The sequence below is a fragment of the Chromatiaceae bacterium genome (genome assembly GCA_016714645.1).
Taxonomy (GTDB): domain Bacteria; phylum Pseudomonadota; class Gammaproteobacteria; order Chromatiales; family Chromatiaceae; genus M0108.
The window spans coordinates 996,193-1,016,050 of sequence record JADKCI010000002.1 but is presented as its reverse complement, the minus strand read 5'-3'; the positions used below and the strand labels follow the sequence as shown (position 1 = coordinate 1,016,050).

At 66.5% G+C, this 19,858-nt stretch carries 16 protein-coding genes; 9 read left to right on the top strand and 7 right to left on the bottom strand.

Features of this window, described 5'->3' with window-relative positions; genetic code table 11:
- From IPN92_11720 to topA, 3 genes are all read right to left on the bottom strand, one after another.
- On the bottom strand, positions 1 to 753 hold a 753-nt coding region (locus IPN92_11720; GenBank protein ID MBK8638908.1), incomplete at its 3' end, for a glucokinase.
- A 22-nt stretch (positions 754 to 775) separates the two neighbouring features.
- Entirely contained in the window at positions 776 to 1,405 is a 630-nt protein-coding gene (locus tag IPN92_11715) for a Sua5/YciO/YrdC/YwlC family protein (GenBank protein MBK8638907.1), read from the bottom strand.
- Positions 1,353 to 3,680 (bottom strand): type I DNA topoisomerase, encoded by a 2,328-nt coding sequence (topA, locus tag IPN92_11710; protein MBK8638906.1) that lies wholly within the window; start codon positions 3,678 to 3,680, stop codon positions 1,353 to 1,355. The genes IPN92_11715 and topA overlap by 53 nt, the downstream gene beginning before the upstream one ends.
- A 276-nt stretch (positions 3,681 to 3,956) precedes the next feature.
- On the opposite strand from topA, the gene IPN92_11705 reads away from it, so the two are divergent.
- Complete coding sequence (locus tag IPN92_11705; protein ID MBK8638905.1) at positions 3,957 to 4,316, top strand: hypothetical protein; 360 nt, start codon at positions 3,957 to 3,959, stop codon at positions 4,314 to 4,316.
- A gap of 10 nt (positions 4,317 to 4,326) precedes the next feature.
- On the opposite strand, the gene dprA is transcribed toward IPN92_11705, so the two are convergent.
- Positions 4,327 to 5,499, bottom strand: a complete 1,173-nt coding sequence (gene dprA, locus IPN92_11700; GenBank protein MBK8638904.1) for a DNA-protecting protein DprA — start codon at positions 5,497 to 5,499, stop codon at positions 4,327 to 4,329.
- A gap of 5 nt (positions 5,500 to 5,504) precedes the next feature.
- Complete coding sequence (locus IPN92_11695) at positions 5,505 to 6,563, bottom strand: LysM domain-containing protein (GenBank protein MBK8638903.1); 1,059 nt, start codon at positions 6,561 to 6,563, stop codon at positions 5,505 to 5,507.
- Between the two features lie 233 nt (positions 6,564 to 6,796).
- On the opposite strand from IPN92_11695, the gene IPN92_11690 reads away from it, so the two are divergent.
- From IPN92_11690 to IPN92_11655, 8 genes are all read left to right on the top strand, one after another.
- Positions 6,797 to 7,333 (top strand): peptide deformylase, encoded by a 537-nt coding sequence (locus IPN92_11690; GenBank protein MBK8638902.1) that lies wholly within the window; start codon positions 6,797 to 6,799, stop codon positions 7,331 to 7,333.
- Complete coding sequence (locus tag IPN92_11685) at positions 7,333 to 8,274, top strand: methionyl-tRNA formyltransferase (protein MBK8638901.1); 942 nt, start codon at positions 7,333 to 7,335, stop codon at positions 8,272 to 8,274. The genes IPN92_11690 and IPN92_11685 overlap by 1 nt, the downstream gene beginning before the upstream one ends.
- 55 nt (positions 8,275 to 8,329) lie before the next feature.
- Positions 8,330 to 9,649 carry a 16S rRNA (cytosine(967)-C(5))-methyltransferase RsmB gene (gene rsmB / locus IPN92_11680; GenBank protein ID MBK8638900.1) on the top strand — a complete coding sequence of 440 codons (1,320 nt, stop codon included), beginning with the start codon at positions 8,330 to 8,332 and terminating at the stop codon, positions 9,647 to 9,649.
- A complete protein-coding gene (locus IPN92_11675) occupies positions 9,646 to 10,224 on the top strand; it encodes a DUF4390 domain-containing protein (protein MBK8638899.1) in 579 nt (192 codons plus the stop codon). The genes rsmB and IPN92_11675 overlap by 4 nt, the downstream gene beginning before the upstream one ends.
- A 71-nt stretch (positions 10,225 to 10,295) precedes the next feature.
- On the top strand, positions 10,296 to 12,449 hold the full coding sequence (locus IPN92_11670; GenBank protein MBK8638898.1) for a HAMP domain-containing protein: 2,154 nt from the start codon (positions 10,296 to 10,298) through the stop codon (positions 12,447 to 12,449).
- Positions 12,446 to 13,813, top strand: a complete 1,368-nt coding sequence (locus IPN92_11665; protein MBK8638897.1) for a sigma-54-dependent Fis family transcriptional regulator — start codon at positions 12,446 to 12,448, stop codon at positions 13,811 to 13,813. Before IPN92_11670 ends, IPN92_11665 begins: the two co-directional genes overlap by 4 nt.
- 2 nt (positions 13,814 to 13,815) lie before the next feature.
- Entirely contained in the window at positions 13,816 to 15,189 is a 1,374-nt protein-coding gene (gene trkA, locus IPN92_11660) for a Trk system potassium transporter TrkA (GenBank protein ID MBK8638896.1), read from the top strand.
- A gap of 52 nt (positions 15,190 to 15,241) precedes the next feature.
- A complete protein-coding gene (locus IPN92_11655; GenBank protein MBK8638895.1) occupies positions 15,242 to 16,693 on the top strand; it encodes a potassium transporter in 1,452 nt (483 codons plus the stop codon).
- 4 nt (positions 16,694 to 16,697) lie between these two features.
- On the opposite strand, the gene IPN92_11650 is transcribed toward IPN92_11655, so the two are convergent.
- Both IPN92_11650 and IPN92_11645 read right to left on the bottom strand, forming a co-directional pair.
- Positions 16,698 to 18,218: an NADH-quinone oxidoreductase subunit M gene (locus tag IPN92_11650; GenBank protein MBK8638894.1), complete on the bottom strand. Its 1,521-nt coding sequence runs from the start codon at positions 18,216 to 18,218 to the stop codon at positions 16,698 to 16,700.
- A 131-nt stretch (positions 18,219 to 18,349) separates the two neighbouring features.
- Complete coding sequence (locus IPN92_11645; GenBank protein ID MBK8638893.1) at positions 18,350 to 19,858, bottom strand: NADH-quinone oxidoreductase subunit M; 1,509 nt, start codon at positions 19,856 to 19,858, stop codon at positions 18,350 to 18,352.

Below are 19,858 nucleotides of genomic sequence, written 5' to 3'. Positions count from 1 at the left end.
GGCCTCCCGACCGTAAAACCTGGCGAACAGGCTCATGGTCTCGACGCAGCGGGGACAGGCCCCGGAGGCCGCGCCCGCCGCGATGGCCGCCCCCAGGTCCTCGCCCGCGTCCTCCACTACGCCGCCGCCCTGACCATCCCGGCTCAGGAGAAATTCGTAGATGTTGCGCAGCCCAAGCCCCGAGACCAACCGCTCCCAGCTCACATGGCCATGACGCTGGCGCAGCCAACCCAGGAGCGCCTCTTCCTGGGCCGTCGCCGGGGCAAAATCCCCATGGCCGCCCTCGGTCGCAAAGGGGTGATGACGCTGACCGTCCCAAAAGAGCCCCGCCTGCCCCAGCCCGGTGCCAGCGGCGATGACGCAGGCGTTGCCCTGAGCGCCCTCCTCCCCCGGATGCAGGACCGCCAGATCCTTCGGGCCCAGGGCCGGGATGCCCCAGGCGACGGCCTCCAGGTCGTTGAGGAGAGCCACCTCGCCCCAACCAAATTCCGCCGCCAGATGGCGGCTGTCGATGAGCCAGGGGAGATTGGTGATCTCGCTGTGGCCATCCTGCACAGGACCGGCAACCGCGAAAGCCGACCGGTCGGGTGCCAGACCCGTCTCCGCCAGATAGTGGCGGATCAGCGCCTCCAGGGACCCGAATTCGCCGCTCGGGAAGCTCAGCCCCCGGTCCAGGTGGAGACGGCCTTGCACCCGCTCCGCCAGGGCCAGGATCGTCTTGGTGCCCCCCATATCCCCAACCAACACACCCATGGACTAACTCCCTAAAAGAAGATCAGGGCCGCAGCAGACGGCCGGTAAGCCCATCCCGGATGCTGGAGCACTGGGACCGGCCGCCGCAGGGCCCGGCCAGGAGGTAATCCCCCGCCTCGCCCAGGCGCAGCCGAACCTCCAGGGCGGTGCGGGCCGGATGGCGAGTAGCGCGATTGGCGCTGGTGGAGACCAGGGCCTGGCCCGCGGTCCGGCAGAGGGCGGCGGCGAGGGGATGGGCGGTGACCCGCACCGCCAGGGTCGCGTGCTCGCCCCTCAGCCAGGGCGGGACCTCGGGTCGCGCCGGCAGCAGCCAGGTGTGAGGGCCAGGCCAGCTCGCCAGGATCGCCGCCATACGCTCCGCCTCCAGAAGCTCCACGAAGGGGGTCAACTGCTGAAGAGCAGCCGCGATCAAAATCAGTCCCTTGGACTCGGGTCGCTGCTTCAGGGTCAGGATGCGCCGGGTTGCCTCGCCGTTCCAGGGGTCGCAGCCCAGGCCATAGACGGCCTCGGTGGGATAGGCGACGACGCCGCCGGCCTTGATCCAGTGAGCCGCGAGCCGCAGCCGCTGCCCCAGGCCGGCATCCAGGGCACGGGCCCCGTCAAGCGTTGGCGTCATCGTCACCCGCCGCGCGCGGGGCCTGGGCCGCGTCATCCAGGGGTTCGCTGTGCTTACATTCAGGCTGGGGGCAGACGATCTCGGCGCCCTTGGCTTTGGTAACCTTGATGGTGAGGATGGGCCAGCCACAGCGGGGACAGGGTCCCGCCACCGGCTCGTTCCAGGTGGCGTAATCGCACTTGGGATAGGTGGAGCAGGAAAAGAAGATCTTGCCCCGCCGGGACTTTTTCTTCTGCAGCGTACCCTTGCCGCATTGGGGACAGGTCAGACCCGTGTCCTCGGGACGCTCCAGGGGTTCGATGTGCCGGCATTTGGGGTAGCCCGTGCAGCCGATAAACTTACCGTACTTGCCGCGCTTGATCTGGAGGGCCGAGCCGCAGTCCGGGCAGGCCCGGCCCTCGACCAGTTCCGGGGCCGTCGCTTCCTGATCCTTGCCATCGCCCAGATCGCGGGTGTAATCGCACTCGGGGTACTTGGTACAGCCGATAAAGCGGCCATGACGACCCAGGCGGATGGAAAGCGGCTCGCCGCACTGGGGACAGGCCTCGTCCATGGCCTCCTGGGTCACGTCGCTGCGCTTGACATGCTCCTGGATGTGGTCGATGCGCTCCTTAAAGGGCCGCCAAAATTGTTCCAGCAGGGGCACCCACTCGCCCTCGCCCCGGGAGACCGCATCCAGCTCGTCCTCCAGCCGGGCGGTGAAGTCATAATCCACATAGGCGGTGAAGTGTTCGGTCAGGAAGCGATTGACCACCCGGCCCACGTCGGTGGGCAGAAAGCGCTTGCTGTCGAGTAGGACGTATTCCCGCTCCTGCAGGGTCGTAATGATGCTGGCATAGGTGGAGGGCCGGCCAATGCCGTACTCCTCCAGGGCCTTGACCAGGCTGGCCTCCGAGTAGCGGGGTGGCGGCTCGGTGAAGTGCTGCTCGGGACGGATGCCCAGCAGGTCCAGGTGCTCGCCCTCCACCAGGTTGGGCAACTGGCGCTCCTCGTCGTCATCCGCCTCCCGGGCATCGTCCCGGCCCTCCAGATAGACGCTCATGAAGCCGGGAAAGGCGACATGGGAACCCGTGGCGCGCAGCACGTTGCCCGGCCCCGCCCCCAGGTCCACGGCGACCTGGTCGATCAGCGCCTGTTCCATCTGACAGGCCAGGGTGCGCTTCCAGATCAGTTCGTAGAGCCGCCCCTGCTCCCGAGTCAGATGAGCCAGGATCTCCGTCGGCTGGCGACGAATCGAGGTGGGCCGAATGGCCTCGTGGGCCTCCTGGGCATTCTTGGCCTTGGTCTTGTAGAGACGGGCCTGGGGGGGCAGATGATCCGCCCCGAACCGTTCGACCACGAAGCCCCGGATCTCGTCCAGTGCCTCGTTGGCCAGATTGACCGAATCGGTACGCATGTAAGTAATAAGACCGACGGCGCCACCGCCGATATCCACCCCCTCGTAGAGTTGCTGGGCCACGCGCATGGTGCGCAGGGTGGTAAAGCCGAGCTTGCGCGCCGCCTCCTGTTGCAGGGTGGAGGTGATGAAGGGCGGGGCCGGACTGCGTTTGCGCTGCTTGCGCTCGACACGATCCACGCTGAGTTGGCCGCCCGCGGTCGCGATCAGACCCCGCTCGACCTCCCGGGCCCGGGCCTCGTCGCCGATGGTGAATTGCTCGACCTTGCCGCCCTCGAACTGGGTCAGACGAGCCTCGAAGCCCTTGCCCTCCTTGGTCGTATCCGCGGCGATGGTCCAGTATTCGCGGGTCTTGAAGGCCTCGATCTCCAGCTCACGCTCGACGATCAGGCGCAGGGCCGGGCTTTGCACCCGCCCCGCCGAGAGCCCGCGCCGCACCTTCTTCCACAGGAGGGGCGAGAGGTTGAAGCCCACCAGATAATCCAGGGCCCGCCGGGCCTGCTGGGCATTGACCAGGTCCGTGGAAATTTCCCGGGGATTAGCCACCGCCTCCTGGACGGCGCGCTTGGTGATCTCGTTGAAGACCACCCGGTACACCGGCCGATCGCCCAACTGGCGCCGCTTCTTGAGCAACTCCATCAGATGCCAGGAGATGGCCTCGCCCTCGCGGTCCGGGTCCGTCGCCAGGTAGAGGGCCTCGGCCCCCTTGAGCTTGCTGGCGATGGTCTGGACATGCTTTTCGTTGCGCTCGATGACCTGGTACTTCATGGCGAAGCCATCCGCCGTATCGACCGCCCCCTCCTTGGGCACCAGGTCGCGGACATGGCCATAGGAGGCGACGACCTCGAAGTCCGGGCCCAGGTATTTCTTGATGGTTTTGGCCTTGGCAGGCGATTCGACAACGACCAGATTCATAGGATGAGGCGCATCCGAGCAGGGTTAGGGGGTTCTGGAAGCGGCTCCGGCCAGGGTTGGCCCTGACGGAAGTCGCCTGGAAGGCTCTTAGGTAATACGATTCCCCGGCACCCCGTCAAGGGGAAGATGGGCCAGGGGTGGATTTTTTCTGGCAAGATTTTTCCGGCAAGGAGTTGAGGAATGCCAGGGTTCCGGTGATGATGCCGCGTCTTTATCGCCGGCCGGGGCGGGCTGAAGCCCCTCCTCACCGGCGGATTTAGCCAGGGGAGAAAGAGGATGAAGGGCAAAAACCCGCTGATAACCGCCTGCTTGGTCCTGGTGCCGCTAGCCAGCCAGGGCCTGGATTTTACCCACCAGAACGCCTGCACGATCCAGGTCGAGGGTCGCAAGCCCGTCACCACCACCTGTATCTCAACGGGCTGCCTGAAATGCGGAAAACTGGATGTCGAGGTGAAAACGCCGGATGGCAAGGTGTTTGCCATCACCCGGCGCCCGCATCCGGTCAATATCGAGGAGGATGCCTACAGCCTGCAAGGGGGACCTGCCCGGCTGCGCAAAGGCAACCTGGGCGAAGACTTCGTCTGCTACCAGCGCCTGGATCATTCCCTGGAGATCTGTATCGGGCCCTATAACTGACCGCGTTTCTTCAGGCCCCGCGTCCACCCACCCGGCTATAGCGCCCGCCGGGAGAGGCGGCGATCCAGCCGTCCAGTTCGAGCATGAGCAGCATGGAGGAGATGTCGTTCGCCGCCAGGCCGGTGCGCCGGACGAGGAGATCGACATGCGCCGGGTCCTGGCCCATGGCCTCCAGGAGGCGGCGATAGTCGGCGTCCAGCCCAGCTCCACCACCGCCGGTGCCTGGGGTCCCGTCATCGCCCTCGGCATCCAGGGCAACCGATGAGTCTGGGCGCAGGTAGCCCACCAGCAGGGGCGCCAGTTCCTCCAGAATATCCTGGGCGGTCTCCACCAGTTTGGCGCCTTGCTTGATGAGGGCATGGCAACCCCGGGCCAGGGGGTTATGGATGGAGCCGGGGATGGCGAAGACCTCGCGGCCCTGCTCCGCGGCCAGGCGGGCGGTGATGAGGGAGCCGCTGCGGGGGGCGGCCTCCACCACCAGGGTGCCCAGGCTGAGGGCGGCGATGAGGCGGTTGCGGCGCGGGAAGTTCTCGGGCCGGGGCCCCATGCCGGGAGGGAACTCGGTGACCAGAACCCCTTGGGCGGCGATCCGCCGCGCCAGTTGGCGATGGGCGGCGGGATAAACGCGGTCGGGACCCGTGCCCATGACGGCCAGGGTACGGCCGGTCTCCAGGGCGCCCTCGTGGGCGGCGCCATCGATGCCCAGCGCCAGGCCGCTGGTGATGGTCAGACCACAGGCGGCCAGGTGGCGGGCGAAGGCGACTGTCGTCTCGCGCGCCCCGGGGGTGGGGTTGCGACTGCCGACCATGGCCAGTTGGGGATCGCGCAGAACATCGGGATCGCCCCGGACGTACAGCACCAGGGGGGCGTCCACCAGTTCCGCCAACCGGCTGGGATAGCGGGGATCCGAGCGGGTCAAAATATGGGTGCCCTCCCCCTGGGCCCAGGCCAGGGCTGCCTCCACCAAGTCGGGCCGGGGGGTGCGCAGGGCCTTGGTGAGGCTGGGCCGGGCCCCGGCGGAGGCCAGGGCGGCGTCGGGAGCCCCCAGTAGGGCCTCTGGACCACCAAAATGGGCCAACAGCCGGTTGACTCCCCGGGGGCCAGCGCCTGGGGCGGTGGCCAGGGTCAGCCAAGGACGCAGGCCCTCCGGGTCCAGGGTGGCGGCCCCCACTAATTGGCCCATGGCCATCAATTCCCCGGCGCCAGGACCCGGTCCTGGATGTGCATAGGCCGGGTGGCCTCCATGACCAGGGCAAAGCTCAGGCGCGGAAAGGCGCGAAACACCATGAGGGTGCCGGCCTTTTCCAGGGGCAGGAGAAAATCCTCGCCCAGGGGGCTGGCGCCCCGATGCAGGGGGAGCGGCATATTGGGATCGGGTTCATCGCTAATCCAGCGGTCGGTGCGGAAATCCCCGTACCAGAAGTCCTCCGACCAGAACTTCTGGTCCTTCCAATCCCAGTCGTCCGCCTGGGCCCGCACCTGATCCTTGATCTGCTCGCCACCATTATAAATATCGAAAAGGTGGCCCGGCGCCACGCCCTGGTTGGTGCCCAGGTCGATGACCACCACGTTCAGACTGCCGATCTGGGAGACACCATTGAGGACGGCCAGGATCTGGGCCTGGTGACCCCGGGGTCCGGGCCTGGGCTGGAAGGTCGGCAGGGGCTCGTTACCCCGCGTCGGCACCAGGCGGTCACCGGTGGCAATCTCCTGGCTCATGTTGTCGATGCGCAGGACCGCGGGGTCGCCGGGCCGTTCCAGGGTGGCCTCGGCCACCTGCTGGGCCTGATAGCCCAGGACCTCGCCGGAGGCGGGGTCGCGATAGGGCCCCCCGGGCCTCACCAGCCGGTAACGCCCCTGGGCCCCGGCGTCCAGGCCGCGGACATAAACCTTGTCACCGGTCTCGCCCAGGACGCGCCGATCCGGAAAGGCGACCACATAGGGGGCCTGTTCGATTTCCCGGGCGTCCAGGACGTAGGCGTGTTCGATGAAGGGCCGAATGGCGCCGATGGGGATGACGGCATCAGGCGCCGCCAGGGGCGTGACCCGGGTCCTGGGCGACAGCTTGAGGGTCCTGGGCGGATTTTTGTCGGCGGACCCACCCCGGGGCGGCGCCTGCCCGATTTGTGGCTCCATCTGGGCCCGGCCGGGCGGGACGGCCAGCAGCAAGGGGAGGACGAGGGCCAGCCTGATCAGGCGCATGCCACCCAGCGATGGCTGGAACAGGGCGGGCTGGAAAATGGACATGAGCAACCCCAGGAATGGTTGGCGGGTGATACCTGCCGGGGCCTGCCTCGCCAAGACGCAGCCTTGTTTTTGCGGGACCCTGACCGGCAGTGTAGTATGCCGGGGCATACTAGCGAGCATTCACCGACCTTGCCAGGGGTGCCCGACCTTTAAGATGACAAGGGGCTAGAGGTGAAGAGTGGCTGTCAAGCCCCGGCTCGCCCCCTCAGCGACAATCCAGTAGGGACTCCCCAATGAGTCAACTTGAAATTCTCACCTTCCCTAACCCACGTCTGCGTAACGTGGCAAAGCCAGTGGCCAGAATCGATGACCGCATTCGCCGCCAGATTGACGATATGTTCGAGACCATGTACGCCGCGCGCGGCATTGGCCTGGCGGCGATTCAGGTCGATATCCCCCTGCGGATGATCGTCATCGATATCTCCGAGCATCACGATGAGCCCCTGTGCCTCATCAATCCCGAGATCCTGTGGCGCGAGGGCGAGGAGGAGATGGATGAAGGCTGTCTCTCGGTGCCCGGATTTTGGGAGCCGGTGACGCGGGCGGAGCGGGTGCGGGTGCGTGCCCAGAACCGCCAGGGCCAACCCTTTGAACTGGAAACGGATGGTTTGCTGGCGGTCTGCATCCAGCACGAAATCGACCATCTGGATGGCAAGCTCTTCGTCGATTATCTTTCCTCCCTGAAGCGCCAGCGCATCCGCCGGAAACTGGAGAAGGAAGACCGGCAGCGTAAGCCGGAAACCGCCGAGCCCCGGCGGGCGGTCATTTGATGTCACCGCTGCGGATCATCTTCGCCGGGACACCGGACTTCTCCGTACCCTGCCTCCGGGCCCTGCGGGACGCCGGCCATGAGGTCGTGGCTGTTTACACCCAGCCGGATCGACCCGCGGGCCGGGGCCGCAAGCTGAGCCCGGGTCCCGTCAAGGAGGCCGCGGCGGCCCTCGGACTCCCCATTCACCAACCCCCGACCCTGCGCGACCCGGAGGCCATCGCCACCCTGCGAGACCTGGGCGCCGATCTGGTGGTGGTGGTCGCCTACGGCCTGCTCCTGCCCCAGGCCGTCCTGAATATCCCCCGACTCGGCTGCGTCAATGTCCACGCCTCGGTGCTGCCCCGCTGGCGCGGCGCGGCGCCCATTCAGCGCGCCATCCTGGCCGGGGATGGCGAGAGCGGCGTCACCATCATGCGCATGGAGGCAGGGCTCGACACGGGCCCTATGTACCTGATCAGGCGCCTGACCCTCGACCCGCGCGAGACGGGTGGCAGCCTGCATGACAAGCTCTCCCTGCTGGGGGCCGCTGCCCTGGTGGAGGCCCTGCCGGTTATCGCCGCTGGTAGCCTGGCCCCGGAAATTCAGGACGACCGCCAGGCCAACTACGCCCACAAGCTGGCCAAGGCCGAGGCCGAGGTCGATTGGTCGCAACCGGCGGTGGCCATCGACCGCCTGATTCGCGCCTTCGACCCCTGGCCGGTGGCCCAGACTCAACTGGACGGCGCCAGCCTGCGCCTCTGGGGCTGCGACCTACCAGACCTGATCCCGCGGCCGGGTGCCGAGCCTGGTCAGGTGATCGGGACCTCCAAGGCGGGCATCGAGGTCGCCACCGGGGCCGGGGTGCTGCGCTTGACCCGCCTGCAGCCCTCGGGTAAGCGGCCTATGTCGGCTGCTGAATTTCTCAACGCCCGCCGTCTGGATGGGGTGAAGTTTGGATAATCCGCAACCCCGCCCCTGGCCGGGCCGTCAGTCCCCGCAGGAATCCAAGACCAGCGTGGCCCCCTCGGAGGGCGCCCGCGCCCGAGCGGCCGCGGCGCGGGTCGTCCAGGCCGTCCTGGGTCCCGGCCGCTCCCTGACCGAGGCCCTGGAACAGCTTGACCCCTTGGATCAGGAACGCGACCGGCCCCTGGTCCAGGAACTGAGTTATGGCGCCTTGCGTCTGCTGCCGCGCCTGCGCGCCATCGTCGCCCAACTGCTGAGCAAGCCCCTCAAGCCCGAGGATGGCGACCTGGAGGCCCTCATCCTCATTGGCATTTACCAACTCCTCGCCACCCGCATCCCCCCCCACGCCGCCGTCGCCTCCAGCGTGGCGGCGACCCGCGTCCTGGGCAAGGGCTGGGCGGCGAAACTCGTCAATGCCCTGCTGCGGCGCTTCCAGCGCGAACGCGAGGCCCTGCTGGCCCAGGCGGACAAGCGCGAAGAAGCCCGCTGGCTGTTTCCCACCTGGCTGCTGGACCGGCTTCAGACGGAGTGGCCCCAGGATTGGCAGGAGATCGTCGCGGCCAGCAATACCCAGGCCCCCCTCTGGCTACGGGTCAATCGCCTCGCCGGCGACCGGGACGCCTACCTGAGGCAACTTGCCGCCGCGGGGATCGCGGCCCAACCGGCGCCCCATGCCCCCCAGGGCCTGGTCCTGGACCAGCCGCTGCCCATGGCGCGCCTGCCTGGCTTCGCCGCGGGTCTGGTCTCGATCCAGGACGCCAACGCCCAACTGGCCGCGCCCCTGCTGGGGGTCCGCCCGGGCGAGCGGGTCCTGGATGTCTGCGCCGCGCCGGGCAGCAAAACCGCCCACCTGCTGGAACTGGCGGACAGCCAGCTTGACCTCACCGCCCTCGACATCGACCCCCAGCGCATCGACCGGGTGCGCGACAACCTCCAGCGCCTGTCCCTCGCCGCGACACTGCTGGTTGGCGACGCCACCGAGCCCGGCGGAGACTGGGCCCAGTGCACTTACGACCGCATCCTTCTCGATGTCCCCTGCTCCGCCACCGGGGTCATCCGTCGCCATCCGGACATCAAGTGGCTGCGGCGGCCCGGGGATATCGGGGCCTTGTGCGCCCGCCAGGCCAAGATGCTCGACGCCATCTGGCCCCTGCTCGCCCCCGGCGGGACCCTGGTCTATGTGACCTGTTCCCTGCTGCCGGACGAGAATGAACGGCAGATTCGCGCCTTTCTCTCCCGTCACGACGACGCCAGCGAGGTCCCTATCCTGGAGGATTGGGGCCTGGCGCGGACGAGCGGACGCCAGACCCTGCCCATGGTCGGGGGCGGCGATGGCTTCTATTTCGCCCGGCTGTGCAAGGCAGCGCCATGAGGACCCGCATCCCCGGCCAGCCCTCGCCATGGGGATTCGTCTTCTGGCTGACCTTCCTCCTGCTGCCCAGCCTGGGCAACGCCAAGCCAGCCTTCCAAATCGAGGACGTCAAGATTCGCACGGTCGGCGAGGAACTGGTCATGGATGCCCGCTTTGTCCCGGACCTGAGCCCGGTGGCCCTGGAGGCCCTGGACAACGGGGTGCCCCTCACACTGGAGGCCCACATCCAGGTCCGTGAAACCGATGCCTGGGTCTGGGATTCCAGCCTGGTGGATCGCCGTCTGCGTTACGAGATCCGTTACCAACCCCTGGCGGAACGCTACCAGGTGAGCCCCATGCCCGGCGGGGCCGGTCATAATTACGTGACCCGTGATGCCGCCATTGCCGCCCTCGGCGACCTGCACGACCTGCCCCTGCTCAACCGGGGGGAGCTCGTGGCAGACAAGGACTATCGGGTCGATCTTAAGATCGCCCTCGACATCGAGCAACTGCCCCTGCCCCTGCGGCCCATGGCCTATCTCCTCCCCTCCTGGAAGCTCTCCTCCGGCTGGACCACCTGGCCCCTGCGACCTTGATCCGCTGGCGCCGGCCGGGCCTGATCCCGGTAATCCTCCTCCTGGCCGTGCTCCTGGTCGCCCTGGACCTGATGAGCGGCGCCGTTCAGAACTCCGAGTCCCTGAGCAGGGCCTTCGTGCCCCTCATGTTCATCGTCATCGTCGGCCTCCTGGTACTCGCCGCCATGGTGCTCACCAATCTGGTCAGACTGGTACAGAGTTACCGCCACAAGGTCGCCGGTTCGCGCCTCACCGGCCGCCTGGTCCTGCTCTTCGCCCTCATCTCCCTGCTGCCGGTTGTCGTCGTCTATTACTACTCCCTGGGCTTCCTGTTACGGGGTATCGACTCCTGGTTCGACGTCGAGATCGACCAGGCCATGGTCGATGCCCTCACCCTCAATCAGGCCTCCCTGGATCTCAATCAGCGGGTCCTCATGCGCTACACGCAACAGCTCCTGGCGGGCATCGAGGACAGCTCCAGCACGGCCCTGGCCTTGAGCCTGGGCCAGTTGCGGCAACAGGCTGGGGCCCTGGAGATCGCCGTCTTCGGGGCCAATGGCCAGGTGCGGGGCAATTCCAGCGAGGACCCCACCGTCCTAGTACCCAATCTGCCCGATCGCGAGTTGCTTCGGCGGGCTAGTGGCGGCGCCAATCAGGTCGATCTGGAGACCGCCGCCAACCAGGAGATGGTGGTGCGGGTGCTGGTGGCGGACCCGGTGGGGCGCAATCTGGTCATGCAGGCCATCTTCCCGACCTCCGAGCGCATCAGCGAACTGGCCGCCAATCTGGAGAAGGCCTACAACCGTTACAAGGAGTTGGCCTATCTGCGCCAGTCCCTGAAGCTGAGCTTCTCACTCACCCTTTCCCTGGTTCTGCTGTTCGGCCTCATGGCTGCCCTGCTCGCCGCCTTCCACACCGCCTGGCGCCTGGTGGAGCCGGTGGCGGCCATTGCCCGCGGCACCCGCGCCGTGGCGGCGGGGGACTACGAGCAGCGCCTGCCCTTGCCCGGTCACGAAGACGAACTCAGCTTCCTGGTCGCCTCCTTCAATTCCATGACCCGGCGCCTGGCCCGGGCTCGGGACGCCGCGGCCCGCTCCCAGCAGGCCGTCGAGGCCGAGCGCGTCTATCTGGAGACGGTGCTGGGGCGCCTCTCCTCGGGGGTGGTCGTCCTCGACGGCGAACATCGCCTGCGTACCGCCAACCCGGCGGCCCATCAGATCCTGGGCCTGACGGAACCAGACATGAGCGATGGGGGCCTGGACGCCCTCAATGCGACCCATCCTGGCCTGGTGGCCTGGGTGGACGCGGTGCGGACGCATCTGGAGGGCCACGCCGAATGGCGCCAGGAGGTCGTCCTCTTTGGCGCCGAGGGCCGCCAGGTGCTGATGTGTCGCGGCAGCCCCCTGATCCATCCCGACGGTCAGGAGAGCGGCCATGTGGTGGTTTTCGACGACATTACCCGCCTCATCACGGCCCAGCGCGACGCCGCCTGGGGCGAGGTGGCCCGGCGCCTGGCCCACGAGATTAAAAATCCCCTGACCCCCATCCAGCTCTCGGCGGAGCGCCTGCGCCACAAGCTCCTGACCAAGCTGCCGGAGGATGACGCCCGAGTGGTGGACCGCGCGACCCATACCATCGTCCAGCAGGTCGAGGCCATGAAGGCCATGGTCAACGACTTCTCCAACTATGCGCGCTCCCCGAAGCTGGAGCCGGAACCCCTGCGCCTGGACCGGCTGGTGGCCGAGGTAATGGAACTCTATCGCGCCGTCCCCGCGATCAAAATCGACCTTCAGGTCGGCGAGGCCCTCATCAAGGGGGACCCGCTGCGTTTGCGCCAGGTCATCCACAATCTGGTCAAAAATGCCCTGGAGGCAGTGGAGGACAAGCCCGAGGCCCGGATCCGCATCGCCACCCGGCGCCTGGATGATCAGGATCGGCCCCAGTTGGAGCTCTCGGTGGCGGACAATGGCGGCGGTATCGACGCGGCCCTCCTCGACCGCCTCTTCGAGCCCTATGTGACCACCAAGGCCAAGGGCACTGGGCTGGGCCTGGCGATCGTCAAGAAGATTATCGAGGAACACGGGGGTATCATTTGGGCGGAAAACGCCAAGGGCGGCGCCCGCGTGGCGACGCGCCTGCCCTTATGGCGCGATGAACATCACGGGGAAATTCCCGAAGAACCGCCGGTTGCCCTGGCCCCCCCGGCCAAGGGCCCCAGCGCCCACCCAGACCGAGAACGAGCATGAGTGCAGCCTACATTCTGGTGGTCGATGACGAGCCCGACATCCGCGGCCTGGTCCAGGAGATTCTGGAGGACGAGGGCTATGCGGTGGCCACCGCCGAGAACGGCGGCGCCGCCCGCCGCTCTCTGCGCGAGCGCCGACCCGACCTAATTCTCCTGGACATCTGGATGCCCGATCTGGATGGCATCAGTCTCCTCAAGGAGTGGTCCGAGGACGAGGGCCTGCCCTGCCCGGTGATCATGATGTCCGGTCATGGCACCGTGGAGACGGCGGTGGAGGCGACCCGGCTGGGGGCCTACGACTTCCTCGAAAAACCGCTGTCCATGGCCAAACTGCTGCTGACCACGGAGCGCGCCCTGGAGGCCGACAAGCTGGTCCGCGAGAATATTGGCCTCAAACGCCGCACCATCATCGCCCATGAGCCCATCGGCCGCGGCACGGCCATGCAGCGCCTGCGGGAACAGGTCAAGCGCATCGCCCAACACGACACCTGGGTCCTGATCACCGGCGAGGCCGGCAGCGGTCGCGAGACCTTCGCCCGTTACCTCCACTCCCAGAGCGCCCGCCGGGATCGGCCCTTCGTTGACCTCGGCGTCTCGGGGATCGCCCGGGTCAACGCCGCCCGGGAGCTGTTCGGCAGCGAACAGGATGGGCATGTCCACTATGGCGGCCTGGAGAAGGCCGCCGGGGGCACCCTGCTCCTCGACGAGGTCGGCGACATGGACCAGGGTGTCCAGGGCCAGTTGCTGGGTGCCCTGGATACGGGTTCCTTCCTGCGGGTCGGCGGCACCGAACCGGTCAACATCGACGTGCGCCTCATCGCCGCCACCCAGCACAACCTGGAGGACGAGGTGCGGGCCGGACGTTTCCGCGAGGACCTCTTCTACCACCTCAACGTGGTGCCCCTGAGCGTCCCCGCCCTGCGGGACCACAACGAGGATATTCCGGAACTCCTCAACTATTACGTTGATTACTTCGCCACCCACGAAAAGTTGCCCTACCGGCGGTTCAGCGTCGGCGCCCAGAATTACATGCGCAACTACCCCTGGCCGGGGAATGTCCGTGAACTCAAGAACCTGGTCCAGCGCGTCCTCATCCTTGGGGCCGGCGACGAGATCTCCCAGGACGAGGTCGAAAATACCCTGGGGGCCGCCACCAGCATACCGGCGCCAAACCTGGAGGGCCTCATGTCCTTCGACCAGCCACTCCGCGAGGCCCGGGAGCAGTTCGAGAAGACCTATCTCGAGTACCAGCTCGAAAAGCACGGCGGCAATGTCAGCAAGATGGCCAAGGAGGCGGGTATGGAGCGCACCCACCTCTACCGCAAGCTGCGCTCCCTGGGGATCGAGATCAAGGAGAGGCGTTAACCATGAAGATCATCATCCTGGGCGGTGGTCAGGTGGGCCGGTCCGTGGCGGCGAACCTGGCGGGCGAGGCCAACGACATCACGGTCGTGGATCAGGATCCCGACATCCTCCGGGAGCTCCAGGATCGCTTCGACCTGCGGACCATTCTGGGGCATGGCGCCCACCCCGACGTCTTGCAGCGGGCCGGGGCGGAGGACGCCCACATTATCCTGGCGGTGACCAATAGCGACGAGACCAACATGGTCGCCTGCCAGGTCGCCTATACCCTCTTTCATACCCCCACCCGCATCGCCCGGGTGCGCTCCCCCGGTTTTCTCGAACATCCGGAACTCTTTGCCCCCGGTGCCCTGCCCATCAATGTGTGCATCAGTCCGGAGCAGCTCGTCACCCAATATATTCTGCGGTTGCTGGAGCACCCCGGCAGTCTCCAGGTGCTGGACTTCGCGGGCGGGCGGGTGCGGCTGGTGGCGGTAAGGGCCCGTGAGGGCGGCCCCCTGATTGGCCATGCCCTGCGCGCCCTCTACGAACACATGCCCGAGGTAGAGGCCCGGGTCGCGGCCATCTACCGCCAAGACCGGGCCCTGGAGCCGACGGGCGATACCGTCATCGAGGCCAACGACGAAGTCTTCTTCGTTGCGGCCCCGGCCCATATCCGCGCCGTCATGGGCGAACTTCAGCGGCTGGAGAAGCCCTACAGGCGCCTCATCTTCGCGGGCGGTGGCAACATTGGCACCCGGCTGGCCCGCGCCACCGAGAACGATTTTCGGGTCAAGGTCATCGAGCGCGACCTGACCCGGAGCAAACAGATCGCCGAAACCCTGGAGCGAACCATCGTCCTGCATGGCGATGCCGCCGACGAAAGCCTGCTGCGGGAAGAGAATATCGAGGATACCGACGTCTTCTGCGCCGTCACCAACGACGACGAGGACAATATTCTCTCCGCCCTCCTGGCCAAGCGGCTGGGGGCGCGCAAGGTCATGGCCCTCATCAACCGTCCGGCCTACGTGGATCTGATGCAAAGCGGTGGCATCGACGTGGTCATCTCGCCCCAGCAGGCGACCATCGGCAGCCTGCTCAAGCACGTGCGCCGCGGAGACGTGGTAGCGGTGCATTCCCTGCGGCGCGGCGCGGCCGAGGCCATCGAAGCCATCGCCCATGGCGACGCCAAACTAAGCAAGGTCATCGGTCGGTCCATCGATCAGATCAAACTCCCGGCCGGGACGACCATTGGCGCCATCGTCCGTGGCGAGGCGGTCCTCATGGCCCATCATGACACGGTCATCCAGGCCGAGGACCACGTCATCCTCTTCCTCCAGGACAAGCGCCGGGTGGCCGAGGTTGAAAAGCTGTTCCAGGTGCCGGTGACCTTCCTGTGAGAGCCGTGGCGCGGGAACCGAAGCCCCCGGTTCCGGCCAGGAGCGGGGCGGTATGACACCCTTTGCGGTTCAGAAGGTCCTGGGGTTATTGCTGATGCTCTTCAGCCTGACCATGCTGCCGCCAGTATTGGTATCCCATCTCTACCAGGACGGCACGGCCCAGCCCTTTCTCGGAGCCCTCGTCCTGCTCCTCGGCCTGGGGGCTCTCATCTGGCTACCCGTCTGGAAACGCCAAGAGGAACTCAAGCTGCGGGACGGCTTCCTGGTGGTGGTGCTGTTCTGGACCGTGCTGGGGTTATCTGGCGCCCTGCCCTTCATCCTGTCGAGTGAACCTCACCTCTCCGTCACGGACGCCGTCTTTGAGTCCGTCTCCGGCCTGACCACGACCGGGGCGACGGTCATAGTCGGTCTCGACGACCTGCCACCGTCCATCCTCTATTACCGCCAGCAACTCCAGTGGCTGGGCGGCATGGGCATCATAGTGCTCGCGGTCGCCGTCCTGCCCATGCTCGGGATCGGCGGCATGCAGTTGTACCGGGCGGAGACGCCTGGGCCCATGAAAGACAGCAAACTGACACCCCGTATCACCGAGACCGCCAAGGCCCTCTGGTATATCTACCTGGGGCTGACCATTGCCTGCGGTCTGGCCTACTGGCTGGCGGGCATGACCCCCTTCGATGCCATCGGCCATGCCTTTGCTACCGTAGCCATCGGAGGGTTTTCCACCCATGACGCCAGCATCGGCTATTTCGACAGCGACCTGATCGAGATGATCGCCGTCATCTTCATGCTGATCTCCGGCATGAATTTCGCGCTGCATTTTCTGGCCTGGAATCGAAAAAATCTCCGAAGCTACTGGCAGGACAGTGAATTCCGCTTTTATCTGGCCCTCATGGGGGCCACGACCGCGATCGTTGGCCTCGGCCTCTATCTGTCAGGCACCTACACCGGCGGGTACGACGCCTTGACTCAGGGCCTGTTCCACACCGTCTCCATTGCCACCACCACCGGCTTTACCACGACCGCCTTTTATGACTGGCCGGCCTTCCTGGGCATCTTGCTGATCTTCAGCAGCTTCGTCGGGGGATGCGCCGGCAGCACGGGCGGCGGCATCAAGGTCATTCGCTTTCTGCTCCTCATCAAGCAGGGCCTGCGCGAGATCGAACGCCTCGTTCACCCCAACGCCCAGATCCCGGTCAAGATGGGCGGGCGGAGCGTCAACCACCGGGTGGTCGATGCCGTCTGGGGCTTCTTTTCCCTCTATGTCGCCAGCTTCACCCTCATGTACCTGGCCCTGGCCGCCACGGGCCTGGACCTCACCACCGCCTTCTCCGCCGTCGCCGCCAGCATCAATAACCTGGGCCCCGGCCTGGGCGAGGTCGGCGCCCATTTCGCCGACCTCGGCACCAGCGCCAAGTGGATCCTCTGCTTTGCCATGCTCCTCGGCCGGTTGGAGGTCTTCACCCTCCTGGTGCTGCTGACGCCGGCCTTCTGGCGGCCTTGAGCCCTCAAGGCGCCCGGGTAGCGAACCGCTCCACCCATTGGCTGGTGGAGACGCTCAAGGTGTCCAGTACGCCAGCGGGATAAAGGCCGGCGGCCAGGATGGGGAGGCTGAAGGCGATGGCCACCAGGAGTTCCCGGGGGCGCAGATCGACGGCGGCCGCAATGGCGTTGTTACCCAAGGGACCGAAGAAGGTCCGCCGATAGCCGTCGAGGACATAGGCCGCTCCCAGCACCATCGCCAGGAGGGCGGCAAGCCCCGCGCCGGTATGACTGTGCAGCGCGCTCATCAGGAGCAGAAACTCCGCCGAGAAGCCGGAGGTGCCGGGTACCCCCAGCGACGCCAGGGATAGAAAAAAGAAGAAGGCCGCCAGCAGGGGCATGGAACGGGCTACGCCGCCGAGGCTGATCAGATCGGTGGAACCCAGGCGCAGATTCAGGAAGCGGGTCAGCAGAAAGAGCCCGCCCGCGACCAGCGGGAAGTTGAGGAGCTGGAAAAGTGCCCCCTGGACCCCGGGCTCGCTCAGGGAGGCAATCCCCAGCAGTACCAAACCGACATGGCTCAAGGAGGCATAGGCCAGCAGACGGCGCAGGTTGGTCTGGCCCATGGCCGCCAGGGCCCCATAGAGGAGGCCGACCGTCCCCAGCCCGGCCAGTAGCCAATGAAATTCCTGGGCCGCGCCGGGCGCCAGGGGCAAGGCGAAGCGAATCAGGCCGTAGGCCCCCACCTTGAGGCCGGTGATGAGAGCCGCCAAGGTGGCGGGGCCTTCCATCGCCACCACGGGCAGCCAGGTATGCAGGGGGAAGACGGGGGTCTTGACCGCGAAGCCGGCCAGCAGGAGCAGGAAGACGCTGGTCTCCAGGCCCTGGGCCAGGGGTGTCGCCAGCAATTCTCGATAATCCCAACTCAGCCCCGCCGGGACCCCGGCCCCGGAGACCTCCGCGTGATTGAAGGCCAATAGGATAAAGCCGAACAGCAGGGGCACCCCGCCCGCCAACATGAAAAAGCTGTAGTTGGCCGCCGCGTAACGCCGGTGGGGCCCCGGTCCCCAGAGGCTGATGAGAAAATAGATGGGGATCAGGGTCATCTCCCAACAGAGGAAGAAGAACATCAGGTCCAGGGCGCAGAAGATGCCGAGCAGGGCGCTGGCCAGCAGGAGCATGAGGCTATCGTGGAGGCGACGCAGGGTACGGACGCCGGTCCAGGAGGCGAGGATGGTTCCCAGAAACAGCAGGAGGGTCAGGGGGGGAAAGAGGACTGAAATACCATCCACACCAATCAGGTAATGGACGTTCAGGCTCGGAATCCAGGTCGTCTCCTCCACCAACTGGAAGCCCGCCTCGGCGGGATTGAAACGCCAGACCACCGCCAGGGAAAAACCCATCGCGATCAGCAGGCTGCCGGGCATGACCCAGCGCGATAGGCGTGCCCCTGGTACCAGCCAGACCACTAGGGCACCGCCGAGGGGGGTCAGTAACATCCAGCTCAAGAGGGGCCAGTGGGACAGGAGGCTCGGGGTATCAGGCATGGTGGGCCTCAAGCGCCGGGGGGGTGTCCCCCGGCGAGACTACAAAGACGCCGCCGGGTTCCAGGACGCCTGACGACCGGCGCCGCGATGGCGAGCAGGGTGTCGAGGTTAGCCGCGGCCGGCCATCGGCATCAGGGCTGTGCATAGTGGGCGCTCAAGGTCGCCAGCGGCACATCGATCAACTCCAGCCAGGGATGGGAATAGAAGCCCACCCCCAGGAGAACGGCGATGACGGCCCCGGAGACCAGCCACTCCGCCAGACTCAGACGTTCCACCGGGGCCTGGCCTTCCGGGCAGGGCCCCAGGAAGGCACGCTGGAAGGCCCAGAGCAGAAAGCCCGCCGCCAGCAAATTCCCCAGGGCGGCGGCGATGGTCAGCAGGCCGCCAAAGCGCGCGATGGAGGCCTCCAGGACCAGATGGGCGGCGTCGAAGCCCGGCGTTCCCGGCATGCCGATGATGGACAGCCCTCCCACCAGAAAGGCAATGCCGACGAAGGGGATCTGGTCGAACAGCCCGCCCAGCTCGCTGAGTTGGGTGGTTTTGGTGCGGCGATAGACCAGACCCGTCATGAAGAGCAGGGCCGCCACCGCCAAGCCAAAGGTCACCGCCAGCATGAGGCTCCCCTGAAAGGCCAGATGATCCAGGGTGAAAAGGCCTAGGACAATGAGGCTGGTATGCGAGACGACGGCGAAGGCCAATAGCCGGCGCAGGTTCTCCTGCACCATGGCCAGCAGAGCCGCGTAGAAGATCCCGACCACGGCGAAGGCGACCACGAAGGGCTGCCAATACTGAACCGCCTCGGGCACCAGGGGCAGGACGAAGCGGAGCAGGCCATAGATGCCGATCTTGAGTCCCAGGAGCAGGGTCGGGGCCACGGCGATGTTGCCGTACTCGGCCACTTGGGGCAGCCAGCCGTGCATGGGAAAGAGCGGGGTGCGGATGGCCAGCCCGTAGAAAAGCAGGAAAAAGACCAGGGTCTGAAATTCCAGCCCCACACCGGCCCGGTGGAGTTCCAGGAGATCGAAGGCCCAGCTACCGCCGCTGACATGGGTATGGCCCCAGCCCAGTATCAGGGTGCCGGCCAGCAGCAGGACCAGACCGGTGCCCATGAACTTGATATAGGTTTTGATGGCCTGTTCCATGCGCGGCGAGGTCGCCCATAACTTCAGCAGGAGGCCGATGAGGCCCGTCTGGATGGCGGAGGCGAGCACAAACCACAGCAGGTTCAGGGTCGTGAACATCAGCATCAGGCTGGATTCGATGGCCAGGATCAAGGCCATGAGCCGCCAGGGTGGTCCCAGGCCCCGCACGGGCCCATAGAGGGACACCAGCAGGATGATGAGGGCGGTCAGCAGGATAAAGAGGATGCTGACGCCATCCACGGCGGCGTGGTAGTCCAGCAGTCCTGGCAGGTTCCAGTGCTCGGCGAACTGCATGGCGGCATTCGCGGGGTCGTAGCCTCGATAGAGGACGATAGCCAGCAGCAGTTCGAAGCTGGCCAGGATGACCCCGACCAGAGTCGCCAGGGACCCGCGGCGCAGGGCCAGCACCACCAGGGCCCCCATCAGGGGCAAGAGTTGCAGGACCGCCAGCAGCGGCCAGGCGACCGGATTGTCCCAAGGGATGGCGATTGGGTTCAT

Bases quoted from the DNA above. Each gene is read 5' to 3' on its own strand.
- IPN92_11670 (MBK8638898.1), top strand. From the start codon at position 10,296: ATGAGCGGCGCCGTTCAGAACTCCGAGTCCCTGAGCAGGGCCTTCGTG.
- IPN92_11655 (MBK8638895.1), top strand. From the start codon at position 15,242: ATGACACCCTTTGCGGTTCAGAAGGTCCTGGGGTTATTGCTGATGCTC.
- IPN92_11705 (MBK8638905.1), top strand. From the start codon at position 3,957: ATGAAGGGCAAAAACCCGCTGATAACCGCCTGCTTGGTCCTGGTGCCG.
- IPN92_11715 (MBK8638907.1), bottom strand. From the start codon at position 1,405: ATGACGCGGCCCAGGCCCCGCGCGCGGCGGGTGACGATGACGCCAACG.
- IPN92_11650 (MBK8638894.1), bottom strand. From the start codon at position 18,218: ATGCCTGATACCCCGAGCCTCCTGTCCCACTGGCCCCTCTTGAGCTGG.
- IPN92_11690 (MBK8638902.1), top strand. From the start codon at position 6,797: ATGAGTCAACTTGAAATTCTCACCTTCCCTAACCCACGTCTGCGTAAC.
- IPN92_11675 (MBK8638899.1), top strand. From the start codon at position 9,646: ATGAGGACCCGCATCCCCGGCCAGCCCTCGCCATGGGGATTCGTCTTC.
- trkA (MBK8638896.1), top strand. From the start codon at position 13,816: ATGAAGATCATCATCCTGGGCGGTGGTCAGGTGGGCCGGTCCGTGGCG.
- IPN92_11665 (MBK8638897.1), top strand. From the start codon at position 12,446: ATGAGTGCAGCCTACATTCTGGTGGTCGATGACGAGCCCGACATCCGC.
- IPN92_11695 (MBK8638903.1), bottom strand. From the start codon at position 6,563: ATGTCCATTTTCCAGCCCGCCCTGTTCCAGCCATCGCTGGGTGGCATG.
- IPN92_11645 (MBK8638893.1), bottom strand. From the start codon at position 19,858: ATGAACCCAATCGCCATCCCTTGGGACAATCCGGTCGCCTGGCCGCTG.
- IPN92_11685 (MBK8638901.1), top strand. From the start codon at position 7,333: ATGTCACCGCTGCGGATCATCTTCGCCGGGACACCGGACTTCTCCGTA.
- dprA (MBK8638904.1), bottom strand. From the start codon at position 5,499: ATGGGCCAATTAGTGGGGGCCGCCACCCTGGACCCGGAGGGCCTGCGT.
- topA (MBK8638906.1), bottom strand. From the start codon at position 3,680: ATGAATCTGGTCGTTGTCGAATCGCCTGCCAAGGCCAAAACCATCAAG.